This window comes from Bacillus sp. DU-106 (assembly GCF_004799705.1).
GTDB classification, from domain to species: domain Bacteria; phylum Bacillota; class Bacilli; order Bacillales; family Bacillaceae_G; genus Bacillus_A; species Bacillus_A cereus.
In genome coordinates, this window is the sequence record NZ_CP026607.1 from 4,112,700 (window position 1) to 4,126,921 (window position 14,222).

Below are 14,222 nucleotides of genomic sequence, written 5' to 3' on the forward strand. Positions count from 1 at the left end.
TTATTATGGTATTCGAAGGTCATTTAGTTGGTACAGGATTAAAAGTTGGAGTTGTTGTTGGACGTTTTAACGAATTTATTACAAGTAAGTTACTTGGCGGCGCTTTAGACGGGTTAAAGCGTCACGGTGTAGAAGAAAATGATATTGATGTTGCTTGGGTTCCTGGTGCATTTGAAATTCCTTTAATCGCTAAAAAGATGGCTAGTAGCGGAAAGTATGATGCTGTTATTACATTAGGTACTGTAATCCGAGGTGCTACAACTCACTACGATTACGTTTGTAATGAAGTAGCAAAAGGTGTTGCGTCTTTACCACTACAAATGGACATCCCAGTTATTTTCGGCGTATTAACGACAGAAACAATTGAACAAGCGATTGAACGCGCAGGTACGAAAGCTGGTAATAAAGGATATGAATCAGCTGTTGCTGCAATTGAAATGGCTCACTTATCAAAACAATGGGCATAAAAAAAGAGGCTGCGGCCTCTTTTTATTTTTTCACCTTTTTTTGTACATCTTTTATTAATTCATTCATCGTTTTTCCTTCTGTTTTTATATGAAGAGCTTGTGCCGTTCTCCATACATTCTCTCTTTTTTTCGCTTCTTCTATAATAGTAATTTCTTTTCTAACTTCCTTTAAATCTTTTCCTTCCGTTTTCAATCCAAAATGTTCAGCTTTCGTTCGAAAGTGTTGTTCGATTCTTTGTTGCATTTCTTTTTGTTCAGGATTTTCAGCAGCCTTAACTGGATCAGAACTTATTGCTTTTATTAAAATTAAACAAGTCATAATCGCTAATATGTATTTGTACATGTAAAATCCTCCAACCCAATATAAATTACATATTTACTATGTACAACTAGGGCTTGGAAAATTCGTCCACAAAAATTCTTTTTTTCGCTTAAAAACCAATAATATCAAGCGTTTACAACTATTTATTACATTTTATTTACAAAAAAAGCAAACCCTTTTACAAGTTTGCTTTTTCATCTATCTTATAATGCACATTCTTCAATCTCAAATCCTAAATCTGCAATCATACCCCAGTCCGCAGTCGGCTCTTGTCCAGCTGTCGTTAAGTAGTCCCCGACAAAAATAGAGTTTGCTGCAAATAAACCGATTGGCTGTACAGAACGTAAATTGATTTCACGTCCTCCTGAAATACGAATTTCTTTTGTTGGGTTTACAAAACGCATCATTGCCAGTACTTTTAAACATTCTACTGGAGTTAACTCTTTTTGTCCTTCAAGAGGTGTCCCCTTTACAGCAACAAGGAAATTACAAGGGATAGAATCTGCATCTATACGTTGTAATTCAAATGCAATTTCAGCACGCTCTTCAATTGTTTCTCCCATGCCAAAAATCGCTCCCGAGCATGGGGAAATGCCCGCTTGTTTTGCTTTTTGAACTGTATCAACACGATCATCATACGTATGAGTTGAACAAATACTATCGTAATTATTTGCATGTGTATTTAAGTTGTGGTTATAACGATGCACGCCTGCTTCCGCTAAACGTCCTGCTTGATCTTCATTTAAGAAACCTAAACAACAACAAATCTTCAAGTCTGTCGTTTCACGAATTTCCTTAACTGCTCCAATTACGTGATTTACCTCTTTATCCGTCGGACGACGACCAGACGCTACAATACAATATGTACCTGCTTTACGGCGTATTGCTTCATGTGCCCCTTCTACAATCTTCTCCTGCGTTAACCATGCATATTTATCAATCGGTGCTTCTGAAATAATAGACTGTGAGCAATATCCACAATCTTCAGGACATAATCCAGATTTCGTATTAATAATCATATTCAATTTTACTTTCTTACCAAAGTGATGATGGCGAATAATGTAAGCCGCATTCATAATTTCTAAAACTTCGGTATCATCAGCTTCTAATATCGCTATTGCATCTTCTTTCGTAATCATCTTCTCTTCCACTACGTCGTATGCAAGTTTTTTCCAATCCCTTTTTGTTTGTACTTGTTTCATTTCATCTCTTCCCCTCTTTTGTTATATGTATAAATAAAGCATGATACGTTGCCATTATCCCTTCATTTCCCGTGAAGTCTCTTTCGTATATGCGTAGCATCGCACGAAAGAGTGAGGGACTTTGACAATATGATCCTTCATTGCTATTAGTTGCTCCTACTTTTCGAATAGAATGCAGAAACTCCTTAACTTCTGTAAAACTCTCTATGTAACATGTTTCAGAAACATGCACATCCCCTGTTTCTATCTTACATATATGAAGCAACTGATCTTTTGAATAAAAACGTTGACCAATCGATGTTTCATTTTTTATATTTCTTTCTTCTTTCGCACGTTGGAACGAAGCATGCAATTCTTGAAACGTTTCATGTCCAAACGTTGAAAAGAGTAATATCCCATCTATAGACAAATGTTGAAATAAATTTCTTAACACTTGTTGTAAATTATTTAACCATTGAAATGTAGCATTTGAAATAATGACATCATATGATTCTTCTAATCGTAATCGCTCAATATCTTCACAGTGAAACGTTACATTTTTTACATTTTGTCTAGTTTGCGCAATCGCAATCATACTTTCAGCAAAATCAACTGCTGTAATATGTGCTTTCGGAAATAACTTTGATAATTGCTCTGTTACATACCCCGTCCCGCATCCCAGTTCTAAAATACGTATTGATGCCGTTTCACTATATCGTTCCTTTAAGATTGAAAGTAATGAATGTGCCATCTTTTTTTGTACATTTGCATATCGATCGTAAGATACGGCTGCCCCATTAAACCGTTTTTGTAGTAACGTTTTGTTGATCATGTCGTATCCCCTCTACAAATTGAATTATCTCATTTGCGCAATATTCAAAATTTGTCACACATAATGCATGCCCTGCTTCACTTACTACTTTCAGCTCGCTGCTGCTATTTTCCGTCATACTACGTGCCGCAGACAATGGGCATATTACATCCTGTTCTCCGTGAATAAGTAGTATAGGTACTTTAATTTCTTTTAGTTCTTCTCTCATATCTGTTTCTATTAAATAATCCAAACCTAGTTGTAAAGACTGAATAGAATCACCTTTAAAACGGTCTACAATGTCTTCAAAGTTTTTATTCTCTTTTAGCTCATCTTTCGTAAACATATTTTCATAAAACCGCTTGAGCGTATCTTCTTTCCTTCTCGCCAAATTCCTTTTCAGCCGTTCTACATGCAAAGCATTCCATCCGTTACTGTAATCGCTCGTATTTGTAAATTTAGCAGTACCACCAATTAATACGATGCCTTTTGCCTGAATCTTTTTATAAGCTTCAACTGCTGCTAACGCTCCTAGTGACCATCCAACCAATATTACGTTGTCATTATGCGCTACATCTATAATTCGGTCCGCAAATTCACTTCGTTCTTTCACATTACGCCAATCTATGCATTGAACAGAATATCCTTTAAAATACGGAAGTACTAAATCCCAAATATTCTCTTCCATTCCCCATCCGGGGATAAAAATAATCTTTAGCTCATTCATACGAAAAGCTCCTCTTCTTTCGCAATGTGGATAATTCGGTCAATAGCCCATTTTAAATCAGCTATTGTATGTTGCGATGTAACTGCAAAGCGAATTCGAGAACTATGAACCGGCACAGTTGGCGGACGAATTGCAATAGCCGCAATCCCTGCCTCTTGCAACCTTTTACTAAACCGTAAAGCATGTTCATTTGAACCGACTACAATCGGTACAATATGAGTTGAACTATTCCCAATATCAAAACCAGCATCCCTTAATTTAGTTCTGAAGTATTCTCCGTTTGCTATAAGGTTCTCTCTTCTTTCGTTATCTTCTTTTACAATTTCAATTGCTTTTTGCACCGCTCCTAACGTACTTGGTGGTAAAGCTGTAGTAAAAATAAAGCTTCTCATCATATTTTGTAAATACTCTATATAAATTTCATCACCTGTCAAATACGCACCATAACACCCTAAAGCCTTGCTAAACGTCCCCATATGTATATCAATTTTTTGAGCAAGATTTTTTTCTATATGAGATAACCCAGCTCCGCCGATTCCATATATTCCACTCGCATGTGCTTCATCGACTATAATGATTGCCCCGTATTTCTCTTTCAGCTGTACTAAATCTCTCAAATACGCAGTATCACCATCCATACTAAAAACGGTATCTGTTACGATTAATTTCCTTTTTTCAGGCGAAGCCATTTTCAACAACTTCTCTAAATGATCCAAATCATTATGACGATACCTTTTATGCTCTGCCCCGCTTAATATGATTCCATCAACAATACTTGCGTGATTTAACTTATCACTAAAAACAATATCGTGCCGAGAGGCTAAAGAAGATATGGCACCTATATTTGCCGTATATCCACTATTTACAATTAAAGCTCTTTCAGTACCTTTCCAGTCACATATGCTTCTCTCAACCTCTTCATATAATGGATGATTTCCTACAACGAGACGAGAGGCAGTCGCTCCAGTTCCATATCTTTTTGTACAGGCAATAGCAACTTCTTTTAACCTTTCATCTCCAGCTAACCCTAAATAATTATTTGACGCTAAATTTAACATCCTTTTTTTATCTCGAATAAGCCAAGTCTCTTCTGCCTTCTCTGTTACATATAAATCACGATACTGCCCTTGCTCATGTAATTGTTGTAATTTAGATTGAAGGTGCGCCCGCCACGTTTGATTCATTTTGGATAAACTCCTCTAATTTTGAAATCATAATATGTTCTTTTGCAGATTCTAATACTTCTTCTTTCGTAAACTCACCTGCAAAGAATGGCAATAATCCTAAAACTGGTACCCCGCTCAGCTCTTCAATCATCTCTTTATTTTCTTGCACTCTTTCCATTTCACATTCTTTGCAACCTGATAAAATGACACCCACTACGGTTAAACCATGCGCCTTTGCGTAAGCAATCGTTAACACTGTATGATTTACTGTTCCTAATGTAGGACGAGCTACTACAATAAGAGGCAACTGTAATTCTTTTGCAAAATCAATTACTAAAGCATCTTCTGTATATGGGACAGCAAGCCCACCTGCCCCTTCTACAAATAAGCTATTAAACTCTTTTAATAGTTCATTATAGTAATCAGTAATTTCTTTTAACTTTACTACTCTTCCAGCTCTTTTCATGGCAAGTCTCGGAGCAAGTGGTTCTTCAATAGAATAAGGGCAAATTTCATTTTCTGGTGTCGGTACACCTGATAATGCTTTTAACCTTGCCGCATCTCCCTCAGGGTTTGATGCAACATGCCCACTTTGCAACGGTTTATATACTCCGATGTTATATCCCAATTCTCTAAATACACCGGCTAATGCACCGGCAACGACAGTTTTCCCCACTTCAGTATCTGTTGCTGTTATAAAAAAACCACTCATTATTCTCCCTCCGTAACATCCGAGATTGCCTTATATAAAATGCGTAACATATCATCAATTTCTTCAAAAGTAGAAGCAAGTGGTGGCATAAATACAATCGTGTTACCTAGCGGTCGTAAAATCATACCCAGCTCTCTTGAGCGTTTACATACTTGAACACCGACTCTTTCTGTCCAGTCAAACGCTTCTTTCGTTTTCTTATTCTTCACAAGCTCAATACCAACCATTAATCCGCACTGACGAATATCACCTACATGTTTATACGCAAAGAGCTTTTCTAATTGCGCTGTCACATAATCCGTTTTACGTGCCACTTCTTCTATTAAATTTGTTTTTTCATATAGTTCTAGATTCGCGATTGCTACGGCACACCCTAACGGATTACCTGTGTAGCTATGTCCATGGAAAAATGTTTTTTGTTCTTCATATTCTCCTAAGAAGGCATTATATATTTCATCTGTCGTTACCGTAACTGCAATTGGTAAATATCCACCTGTTAAACCTTTCCCAGCAGTTAAAATGTCTGGCGTCACATTTTCATGTTCACACGCAAACATTTTCCCTGTACGCCCAAATCCAGTCGCTACCTCATCTGTAATAAATAATACATTGTACTTTGTACATAAATCGCGCAGTCCTTTTAAATATCCTTTTGGCATTGTAATCATTCCGCCAGCACCTTGCATTAATGGCTCTACAATGATGGCAGCTACTTCTTCATGCTTTTCTTTCAACAATTCTTCCATTTCTTCTAAATGGATTTTTACAATTTCCTCCTTATTATTTCCGTAAGGAGAACGATATGTATATGGATACGGCATTTTAATCGCATCAAATAAGAGCGAACTATACACTTGGTGAAACAAGTCTATTGCTCCTACTGAAACAGCTCCAATTGTATCACCATGATATGCTTCTTTTAATGTAACGAATCTTTGTTTCTTTGGTTTCCCTTTATGCTGCCAATATTGGAAAGCCATCTTAATTGCAATTTCAACAGCGGTAGAACCTGAATCAGAATAGAATACCTTCTTCAATCCATCTGGTACAACCTCAATAATTTTTTCTGCTAATAAAATAGATGGAACGTTAGCAAGTCCTAACATAGTAGAATGAGCAATTTTATTTAATTGCTCACGAATTGCTTCATCTAATTCCGGTACTTGATGTCCGTGAACATTTAACCATATAGATGAAACACCATCCCAATATTCATTACCATTTACATCGTATAGTTTTCTTCCCTCTCCACGTTCAATAATGACAGGATCTTCTTCTAAATAATCTTTCATTTGTGTAAATGGGTGCCATACGTAAGCTTTATTTTTCTCTGCTAATTCTTCATATGTATAAGATGATTTTTCAATCGTTCTACTATTTATTGTCACAATTGTCACCCCTAATGTTAACTTGTTTATAAATATAGTTAACATTAAATCCGAATGACTGTCAATTATTTTAAAATCAAATAGTTCTTAAAAAAGAACAACTTATCCTACGATAAGTTGTTCTACTTTCCATGCTGTATCTTTCCAATTTCTAAAATAATTTCTTCATCTTTTTTCCCCTCTGTATCAATTTCAAGTTGCTTAGCGTGCTCAATTAATAAATCATGACGCTTCTCAAATCTAGCGGTATTTACTTCTTTCGTAACCTCTTCTTTTGTTTTCCCCTCAGTAGAAACTCCTAGTTTTTCTGCTGCTTTTTCCATTGATTTCTTCTCTTCTATTTCTTTTACTTTCTTCACTTCTGACTGTTGTATTTGCTTTTGTTTCAACTGCTCTGATTCAGCCGCAAAAACTGTGTAAATTCCAGCACTTCCTCCAATAACTAATAAAGTGGTAAAAAGAATTATTTTTTTCTTCACTCTTTCCTCCCCCTTTCAAATTCATTATAACGTACATTTTTACAGCGTTAAAAACAATTATCCTTTATTTCCCTAAAAAAACATTTAATATTTTTATTGACATGTAAGATGAAAATATGATAAAAATTTAACTAACATCATATGAATCGGCGTTGATAGGATTTAGTAGTATTTCGATTTCTGATTTCAGAGAGCTGGTGGTCGGTGCGAACCAGTACAGAGCGAATTATGAATTACCCCCTGGAGCTTCTTTTACGAAACGTGAGGAGTAGTGAAAGACGGTTATAGACCGTTATGTCTAAAGAGTGGTGAAACGACACTGTTTCACAATTTAGGGTGGTACCGCGAATTTTTCGTCCCTGCATATATTGCAGGGGCGTTTTTTATTTTATAAGCGCATATCATATGACCCTTTATTTTGTGACGCATTCATTTCACAAGCTAGGGTGGTACCGCGATTTCTTCGTCCCTGCATAATTATATGCAGGGACGTTTTTTTATCCAATCATTTCCGTATCATATAGAAGGACTAACAATTACCGGTAATTTGTCACAAAATTCTAAATTTTAGAAGGAAATATACAATATTGGCGAATTTTATATAAAAAAGAGCTATTTCACATTACTTAGGAGGGGAAAACAATGGTTTCAAAAATTGAGTCTGTTCTTTTAACAATTTTTATCTTTTTCTGTATTGGTTTTAGTGTTATTCAATTAGAAGTTTCACCACACATTCCAATTTTATTTGGTATCGTTCTTTTATTAGCATTTGGATTCCTGAAGAGAATCTCTTGGTCTACTATGGAGAAAGGGATGATTAGTAGTATTTCAGCTGGTATTCCATCTATATTTATTTTCTTACTTGTAGGCGTATTAATTAGCGTTTGGATTGCAGCTGGAACTATTCCCACTTTAATGGTATACGGCTTCCAACTTGTATCTCCAAAAATTTTCGTTCCAACTGTTTTTGTTGTTTGTGCAATTGTTGGAACGAGTATCGGTAGTGCTTTTACAACTGCTGCAACTGTAGGACTTGCCTTTATGGGAATGGGTACTGCCCTTGGATACGATCCAGCTCTTATTGCTGGTGCAATTATTTCTGGTGCATTCTTCGGAGATAAAATGTCTCCTTTATCTGATACAACAAACTTAGCGCCTGCTGTAACAGGTGTAGATTTATTTGAACATATTCGTAACATGCTTTGGACAACAGTGCCAGCTTTCATTATTGCTTTTATCGCATTTTTCATTTTAGGAAGCGGATCTGGTGGAAACGTTGATTTCTCAGCATTTATTAACACACTAGAAAAAAATGCAACGATTTCTATCGTTACACTGATTCCTATTTTATTACTGTTCCTATTCGCATTTAAAAAGGTACCCGCAGTTCCAACATTACTTGCAGGAATTGTGGTAGGGATTATTATTCTCTTTATTTTTAAACCTAGCACTTCTTTAGCTGATTTAATAAAAATTATGCAAGACGGTTACGTTTCTAAAACTGGTATCAAAGACATTGACAGCTTATTATCTCGCGGTGGCCTGCAAAGTATGATGATGTCAATTGCTCTTATTTTCCTAGCTCTTTGTATGGGAGGATTATTACAAGGAATGGGTATTATAGCGCAGCTGATGAATATTATCTCTAGCTTCGTAAAAACTAGTACACGCTTAATTATTTCTACTGCTTCAACTGCAATTGGTGTAAACTTCTTACTTGGTGAGCAGTACTTATCCATCGTTTTAACAGGACAAGCATTTGCTAATAAATACGATGAAGTCGGTTTAGAACGTCGTAATTTATCACGAGTATTAGAAGATGCTGGTACAGTAATTAATCCACTCGTACCATGGGGTGTAAGTGGCGTATTCTTAACAAACGTTCTTAGCGTTCCAACATTCGATTACTTGCCATACGCAATCTTCTGTTTAGCATGTCCAGTCGTAACCATTATTGTCGGCTTTACTGGATTCGGTCTTTCATGGAAAAAAGAAAAAGCAGTACCAGTTTCATAATATAACAAAAAGGATTACCAAATCGGTAATCCTTTTTATATTTCTTGACTATCTATTCGCTTTCTTTCTTCTAAATAACAGAAGTAATCCCGCTCCAACAAACGCAAGACCAGCTCCAATTGTAGAAGCAATACTTGCACCTGTTTTCGGTAAATCACGTTCATCTTTTTCAGCTTCTTTATTTTCACTTACAGTTGTTGTTTCTTTTGTATTTTGATCATCTGTTGTAGTTTGTCCAGATCCAGTATTGTTTCCATCTTGCTTTGGTTCATTACCATTATTACCTTCTTCTGTTGGCGGTGTTGTTGGGTTTTCTCCATCACCTTTTGGTGGTGTCGTCGGATTTTCTCCACCACCTGTTGGCGGTGTTGTTGGGTTTCCTTCACCAGTTTCTTTATCATCATTTTTCTTCGTTATATCAATTGCATATTTCGCAAATTCATTTTCAGATGGTCCAACATATGAAATCTTTCCATCTTTCTTTATATACTTTTGTGCATTTGGTGAAGAATCAAATGTTGTATTTAATTTATCTGCAACAATCGGTTTAAATGTCCAATTTTGATCAGCTGCTGGATCAATATCTTTTATTTTTTGCATATACTTCACAATGATTTGACGTGTTTCATCTTGTGATTGGTATACAACTTCCCCTTTACTTACACCTGGGAACGTTTGGCTACTTCCACGATAGTTATTTGTAGCGACGATGAACTCTTGCTTGTCAGCTACTGGCTTACCTTCATATGTCATATTTACAATACGATTCGTATTTGCATTTACAACTTTTCCATCTTTATCGTATTTCGCCGGTTGTGTTACATCAATTTCGTATTTTAAGCCATCTAAAATATCAAAGTTATATGTAGGATACCCTATATTTACTAACGGCTGTTCTTCTGTTTTCTTTGGATCAATTTGATTAAACTGACCTGCAGACATTTCAAGCCATTCTTTCACTTGTGCCCCATTTACTTTTACAGCATATAACGTATTTGGATATACATATAAATCTGCAACGTTTTTAATCGCTAACGTTCCAGCTGGAATATCCGTATAATATGTAGCACCGTTTCGGCCACCTGCTTTAAATGGTGCGCCTGCAGATAAAACCGGAATATCTTTAATCTTTTCGTACTCTGGTTTTTTAAGTTCTTGTTCTACATACCATTTTTGCGCATTGGTCACAATTTGTACGGAAGGATCATCTTGTACTAATGAAAAATAACTATTAATTGGTGCTTTCGTTTCACCTACATGTGTATTTACATATTCGATTGTCTTTTCATGTTCATCTTTAATTTCATTAACTAATTTTTGATCAGATTCTACTAATGGGGTACCTTTACTATTAGCAATCGGGCGAAGTTGTGGCTTAGATTGATCTTTTTGCACTTCCCATTTTCCGTTTACCTTTTTCAATTGCATATCAATAATACCTAAGTTACTACCAAAAACACCCGGCATTACAACTGGAACACCATTAAATACATCCTGCACTTCAGTATGTGAATGTCCCATTAATACTGCATCTACGCCAGGAACTTGTGTTGCTAAATGATATGATGCATTTTCCATTTTATTCGCTTCTTTATATTCGCTCTTATCGACGCCTGAATGAGCCAATGCAACGATAATATCTGCACCCTCATCTTGCATTTTTTTCACCATTATTTTTGCTGTTGCGACGATGTCTTTCGCTTTTACTTTTCCTTCTAAATTCGCTTTATCCCAGTTCATGATTTGTGGTGGAACAAATCCCATTACACCAATTTTCACTATTTGTTTTTGGCCTGCTTCATCCACTACTTCTTTCTTTAAAATATGATATGGTTTAAAATAATTTTCATCGTTCTCTTCCTTATCATCATGGTCATCTTTATATACATTGGAGTTAATAACCGGGAAATCCGTTTTTTCAATCACTTTGTTTAAATAGTCTAAACCGTAGTTAAATTCATGATTCCCAAGAGAGATGACGTCATACTTCATTAAATTCATTACACGATATAATGGATGTGTATAACTAGGATCCACAGGATTCTTCGGATCTTTTATTTTATTTGCTACATAATCTCCAAGCGGTGTCCCTTGTAATGCATCTCCATCATCAAATAGGACAGAGTTTTTCGCTTCTTCACGTGCTTTATTAACGAGTGTTGCCGTTTGTACGAGACCTACTTTATTATCTGTTTTCGTTTGATAATAATCGTAATTCATTAAGTTAACGTGAATATCTGATGTTTCTAGAATTCGTAAGTTAACTGTACTCTCCCCAGCGTTCTCATCTGCATGAGCTGTTGTTGGCATTACTTGCGGTGCTATAACACCAATCGCAAGAGTTGCTCCAGCTAGCATTTTTTTTGACTTTTTCACAAAAAATCCCCCTTATACAATTACCAGAAATAATGAAATGAATCCCTATCTGTCTCTAACCACATACCTTTTTTCTTCTATTAGAGACACAATTTTCATTTCACCCTGCGCTAACGAGTAGTCCCCTTAAACGCCCGATTGATGAAGACTAACAATTAATAGGAAATAAAGCTCCCACTAATTAAAATTTCACCTTATCTGACATTATCATATATAAAGTTCTTTCCTATCGTCAATATTTTTTGACAAACTTCAACAAATTTTCTGTAAAGTTATTATAAACTTTTCATAAACATATAATATGCCCTTACATTGCTAATACTGCTGAATATGATACAATTACCAATTACAAGGAGGATGAATTTATGAAAAAAGTCATCTTAACAATTGTTTGTCTCCTCCTTCTGATCATTTCTTATTCTTATTTTGAAAAGAACGACGAGACAAAACAAAATGAACCCGAAGAAAAAACAGAAAAAACATCTACTCCAAGTTGGATTGATAAGCAAACAAACGATTCCTTTTATCATCTCGTACTAGGTGATTCGCTCGCCAAAGGATATGGATCAACACAAGGTGGATTTGCTGAATTAGCCTCTAAACAAATAGAAGCACAAATTCATAAACCAATTACTGTAGAAAACCTTGGGATAAACGGTCTTACAACAGATCGTCTCGCTAAAAAAGTTCAATCAGAAGATGTAAAGCAAAAAATTAGAGCAGCAAATATCATTACAATTAATATTGGGGGAAATAATTTATTTCGCTTAAATCGTGATGTCGGTGTTATAGACGGTATTAAAATGTTAAATAAAGAAAAAGCTCATTTTGAAGCGGATGTAAAAAATATTGTAAAGACAGTCCGAGATCAAAATCCGGATGCTTTACTCATTCTTTCTGAACTCTATAACCCGTTACAACTCGATGACTCCATCGCAAGTTATGCAGATATGTTTTTAGACGGCTGGAATGAATCCGTTTATTCCATTGCAAAAGTGAATCAACCATCTATCGTTTTGCCAATTCGTAAATTAATATCGAATGATAAAAAAGAATTGCTCTTTGACCAAGTACACCCAAATGATAAAGGCTATACGATTATTGCCGATTCATTTACAAAAAAAGTGTTGGCCTACAAATATTAAAATTCCCATGAAACAATTCTATTTTTATAACATGTCTTTTTTGTTACAATGATAGTGGAAGGGGGCCTTTATATGGAATCACGCGAGTGGGAACGTATTGTTGATCATCTTCTTTCGCTAGTGCCTCTTTTTTATCGCAAATTTATGCTTCCTGGAGAATTTTCTTCTCAAAGACATATGCCGCCATCACATACACAAGTATTACTGCTTTTGCATGAAAACGGCACATTAGCAGTTTCCGAAATCGGCAAGCGGCTAGCGATTTCACGGCCTAACATGACACCTCTATTAAACAAACTTATTCAAGAAGAACTAATAGAGCGTCATTATAGCGAAAAAGATCGACGGGTCATTTTAATTTCCCTAACAGCTGAAGGGAAATTATTAGTAAATCAGTATCAGCAATTCATTTTAGACAAACTAAAAGAAAATTTCCAAACATTATCTGAGGAAGAGCGCGAAAAGCTCATTCATTCTCTTCAAACCATTCAAAATTTAATTTTGAAAACAAACGTATAAAGCTGCTTCTAAATAGAAGCAGCTTTATGATTCGTAATAGTTACCATAGTACACATTGGAATATGGCCATGTTGTTAAATATGGTTTTTTTTCCTGTGTAGGCTGTTGTTGTGGTAATTGTGGTATTTGTGATAATTGCTGTAATTGTTGTTGCCGATATAATTCGTATTGTCTACTCGTATCATAAACCGGATAATAATTTACATATGGATATACTTGAGGTACGTAATAATAATACATTATCCTCTCCTCCTTTTTCTTAAACATATTCAAAGGAGAAAATGGATGTGACATTGTTTATAATTGTACAAGTGGTTCTCTCACTCGTTTCTTCCTTTTCTTCAAGCGTAACTTACGGTTCTTTTCGTATAAATAATGCACAACGAAATACGAAATGAGACCAAACACAACTCCTAAAATCGTCATTCCAATTAATACATACACTTCACTTTGTAATAAGCTCTTTAATATCGTAAAAATGTGACTTGAAAACAAGTCCGATATCGTAAATGGTTCATGATGAATTTTCTGTACATGAAATGGATAAATCATTTTTCCTAGCGCATACGCAAGCGGAAATAAAAATACTGGGAGAAACGATATTTTCCCAATAATATTGCCAATAACTGCCGCAGGAAAAGATCCCTTTGCTAACCTGACGATTGGATAAAATATTACATATACGAGCGATGCCGTATAAATGACTAACATTTCTAAGCCGAATCCTATAGCAAACCCTAACGATACTTTCTTTGCGCCTTCTGGCGATCGAAGCAACTTATAATATTGAAACTTTAATATTCTCCACATCCGCTGAAAAAACGAATATGTTTTCTTAGTTGTTTTCACCCTCATCATCTCTTTAACTATATTTTTATATGTAGTATGTCCTTACACACTCTGAAAAACAAAT

The 14,222-nt window shown here is 35.5% G+C and carries 15 protein-coding genes and 1 other annotated feature; of the genes, 4 read left to right on the forward strand and 11 right to left on the reverse strand.

Annotated features, from left to right (window positions below; genetic code table 11):
* Window positions 1–5 precede the first annotated feature (5 nt).
* Window positions 6–467, forward strand: a complete 462-nt coding sequence (ribH, locus tag C3Y97_RS20800; protein WP_136363626.1) for a 6,7-dimethyl-8-ribityllumazine synthase — start codon at window positions 6–8, stop codon at window positions 465–467.
* A 22-nt stretch (window positions 468–489) separates the two neighbouring features.
* Here the strand turns inward: ribH and C3Y97_RS20805 are convergent, their stop codons facing one another.
* The 8 genes from C3Y97_RS20805 to C3Y97_RS20840 form a co-directional block, all read right to left on the reverse strand.
* Complete coding sequence (locus C3Y97_RS20805) at window positions 490–810, reverse strand: hypothetical protein (protein WP_000280032.1); 321 nt, start codon at window positions 808–810, stop codon at window positions 490–492.
* Between the two features lie 182 nt (window positions 811–992).
* Entirely contained in the window at window positions 993–1,991 is a 999-nt protein-coding gene (gene bioB / locus C3Y97_RS20810) for a biotin synthase (protein WP_000815856.1), read from the reverse strand.
* Window position 1,992: 1 nt separating this feature from the next.
* The gene (gene bioC / locus C3Y97_RS20815) at window positions 1,993–2,802 is read right to left on the reverse strand and encodes a malonyl-ACP O-methyltransferase BioC (RefSeq protein ID WP_000608911.1); all 810 of its coding nucleotides are present in this window, start codon (window positions 2,800–2,802) and stop codon (window positions 1,993–1,995) included.
* Entirely contained in the window at window positions 2,768–3,508 is a 741-nt protein-coding gene (locus tag C3Y97_RS20820) for an alpha/beta fold hydrolase (RefSeq protein ID WP_136363627.1), read from the reverse strand. Before C3Y97_RS20820 ends, bioC begins: the two co-directional genes overlap by 35 nt.
* Complete coding sequence (bioF, locus tag C3Y97_RS20825) at window positions 3,505–4,692, reverse strand: 8-amino-7-oxononanoate synthase (RefSeq protein WP_001077297.1); 1,188 nt, start codon at window positions 4,690–4,692, stop codon at window positions 3,505–3,507. The genes C3Y97_RS20820 and bioF overlap by 4 nt, the downstream gene beginning before the upstream one ends.
* The gene (gene bioD, locus C3Y97_RS20830) at window positions 4,658–5,386 is read right to left on the reverse strand and encodes a dethiobiotin synthase (protein WP_000012495.1); all 729 of its coding nucleotides are present in this window, start codon (window positions 5,384–5,386) and stop codon (window positions 4,658–4,660) included. Before bioD ends, bioF begins: the two co-directional genes overlap by 35 nt.
* Complete coding sequence (bioA, locus tag C3Y97_RS20835) at window positions 5,386–6,819, reverse strand: adenosylmethionine--8-amino-7-oxononanoate transaminase (protein WP_002041775.1); 1,434 nt, start codon at window positions 6,817–6,819, stop codon at window positions 5,386–5,388. Before bioA ends, bioD begins: the two co-directional genes overlap by 1 nt.
* Window positions 6,820–6,896: 77 nt before the next feature.
* Window positions 6,897–7,253 (reverse strand): hypothetical protein, encoded by a 357-nt coding sequence (locus C3Y97_RS20840; protein ID WP_136363628.1) that lies wholly within the window; start codon window positions 7,251–7,253, stop codon window positions 6,897–6,899.
* 143 nt (window positions 7,254–7,396) lie between these two features.
* Window positions 7,397–7,617 (forward strand) — a binding site (T-box leader).
* A 278-nt stretch (window positions 7,618–7,895) separates the two neighbouring features.
* On the opposite strand from C3Y97_RS20840, the gene nhaC reads away from it, so the two are divergent.
* Window positions 7,896–9,269, forward strand: a complete 1,374-nt coding sequence (gene nhaC, locus C3Y97_RS20845) for a Na+/H+ antiporter NhaC (RefSeq protein WP_000253736.1) — start codon at window positions 7,896–7,898, stop codon at window positions 9,267–9,269.
* Window positions 9,270–9,317: 48 nt separating this feature from the next.
* On the opposite strand, the gene cpdB is transcribed toward nhaC, so the two are convergent.
* Window positions 9,318–11,645, reverse strand: coding sequence for a bifunctional 2',3'-cyclic-nucleotide 2'-phosphodiesterase/3'-nucleotidase (gene cpdB / locus C3Y97_RS20850; RefSeq protein ID WP_000748652.1), 2,328 nt, complete (start codon window positions 11,643–11,645; stop codon window positions 9,318–9,320).
* 365 nt (window positions 11,646–12,010) lie between these two features.
* Here cpdB and C3Y97_RS20855 point away from each other — a divergent pair, with 365 nt between their 5' ends.
* Together C3Y97_RS20855 and C3Y97_RS20860 are read left to right on the forward strand one after the other, a co-directional pair.
* Window positions 12,011–12,790 carry a GDSL-type esterase/lipase family protein gene (locus C3Y97_RS20855; protein WP_000755838.1) on the forward strand — a complete coding sequence of 260 codons (780 nt, stop codon included), beginning with the start codon at window positions 12,011–12,013 and terminating at the stop codon, window positions 12,788–12,790.
* A 72-nt stretch (window positions 12,791–12,862) separates the two neighbouring features.
* Window positions 12,863–13,309 (forward strand): MarR family winged helix-turn-helix transcriptional regulator, encoded by a 447-nt coding sequence (locus C3Y97_RS20860; protein WP_000445819.1) that lies wholly within the window; start codon window positions 12,863–12,865, stop codon window positions 13,307–13,309.
* A gap of 24 nt (window positions 13,310–13,333) precedes the next feature.
* On the opposite strand, the gene C3Y97_RS20865 is transcribed toward C3Y97_RS20860, so the two are convergent.
* Both C3Y97_RS20865 and C3Y97_RS20870 read right to left on the reverse strand, forming a co-directional pair.
* Window positions 13,334–13,549 (reverse strand): hypothetical protein, encoded by a 216-nt coding sequence (locus C3Y97_RS20865; protein ID WP_000291956.1) that lies wholly within the window; start codon window positions 13,547–13,549, stop codon window positions 13,334–13,336.
* Window positions 13,550–13,606: 57 nt separating this feature from the next.
* Entirely contained in the window at window positions 13,607–14,167 is a 561-nt protein-coding gene (locus C3Y97_RS20870) for a DUF2062 domain-containing protein (protein ID WP_002005691.1), read from the reverse strand.
* Window positions 14,168–14,222: the final 55 nt, after the last annotated feature.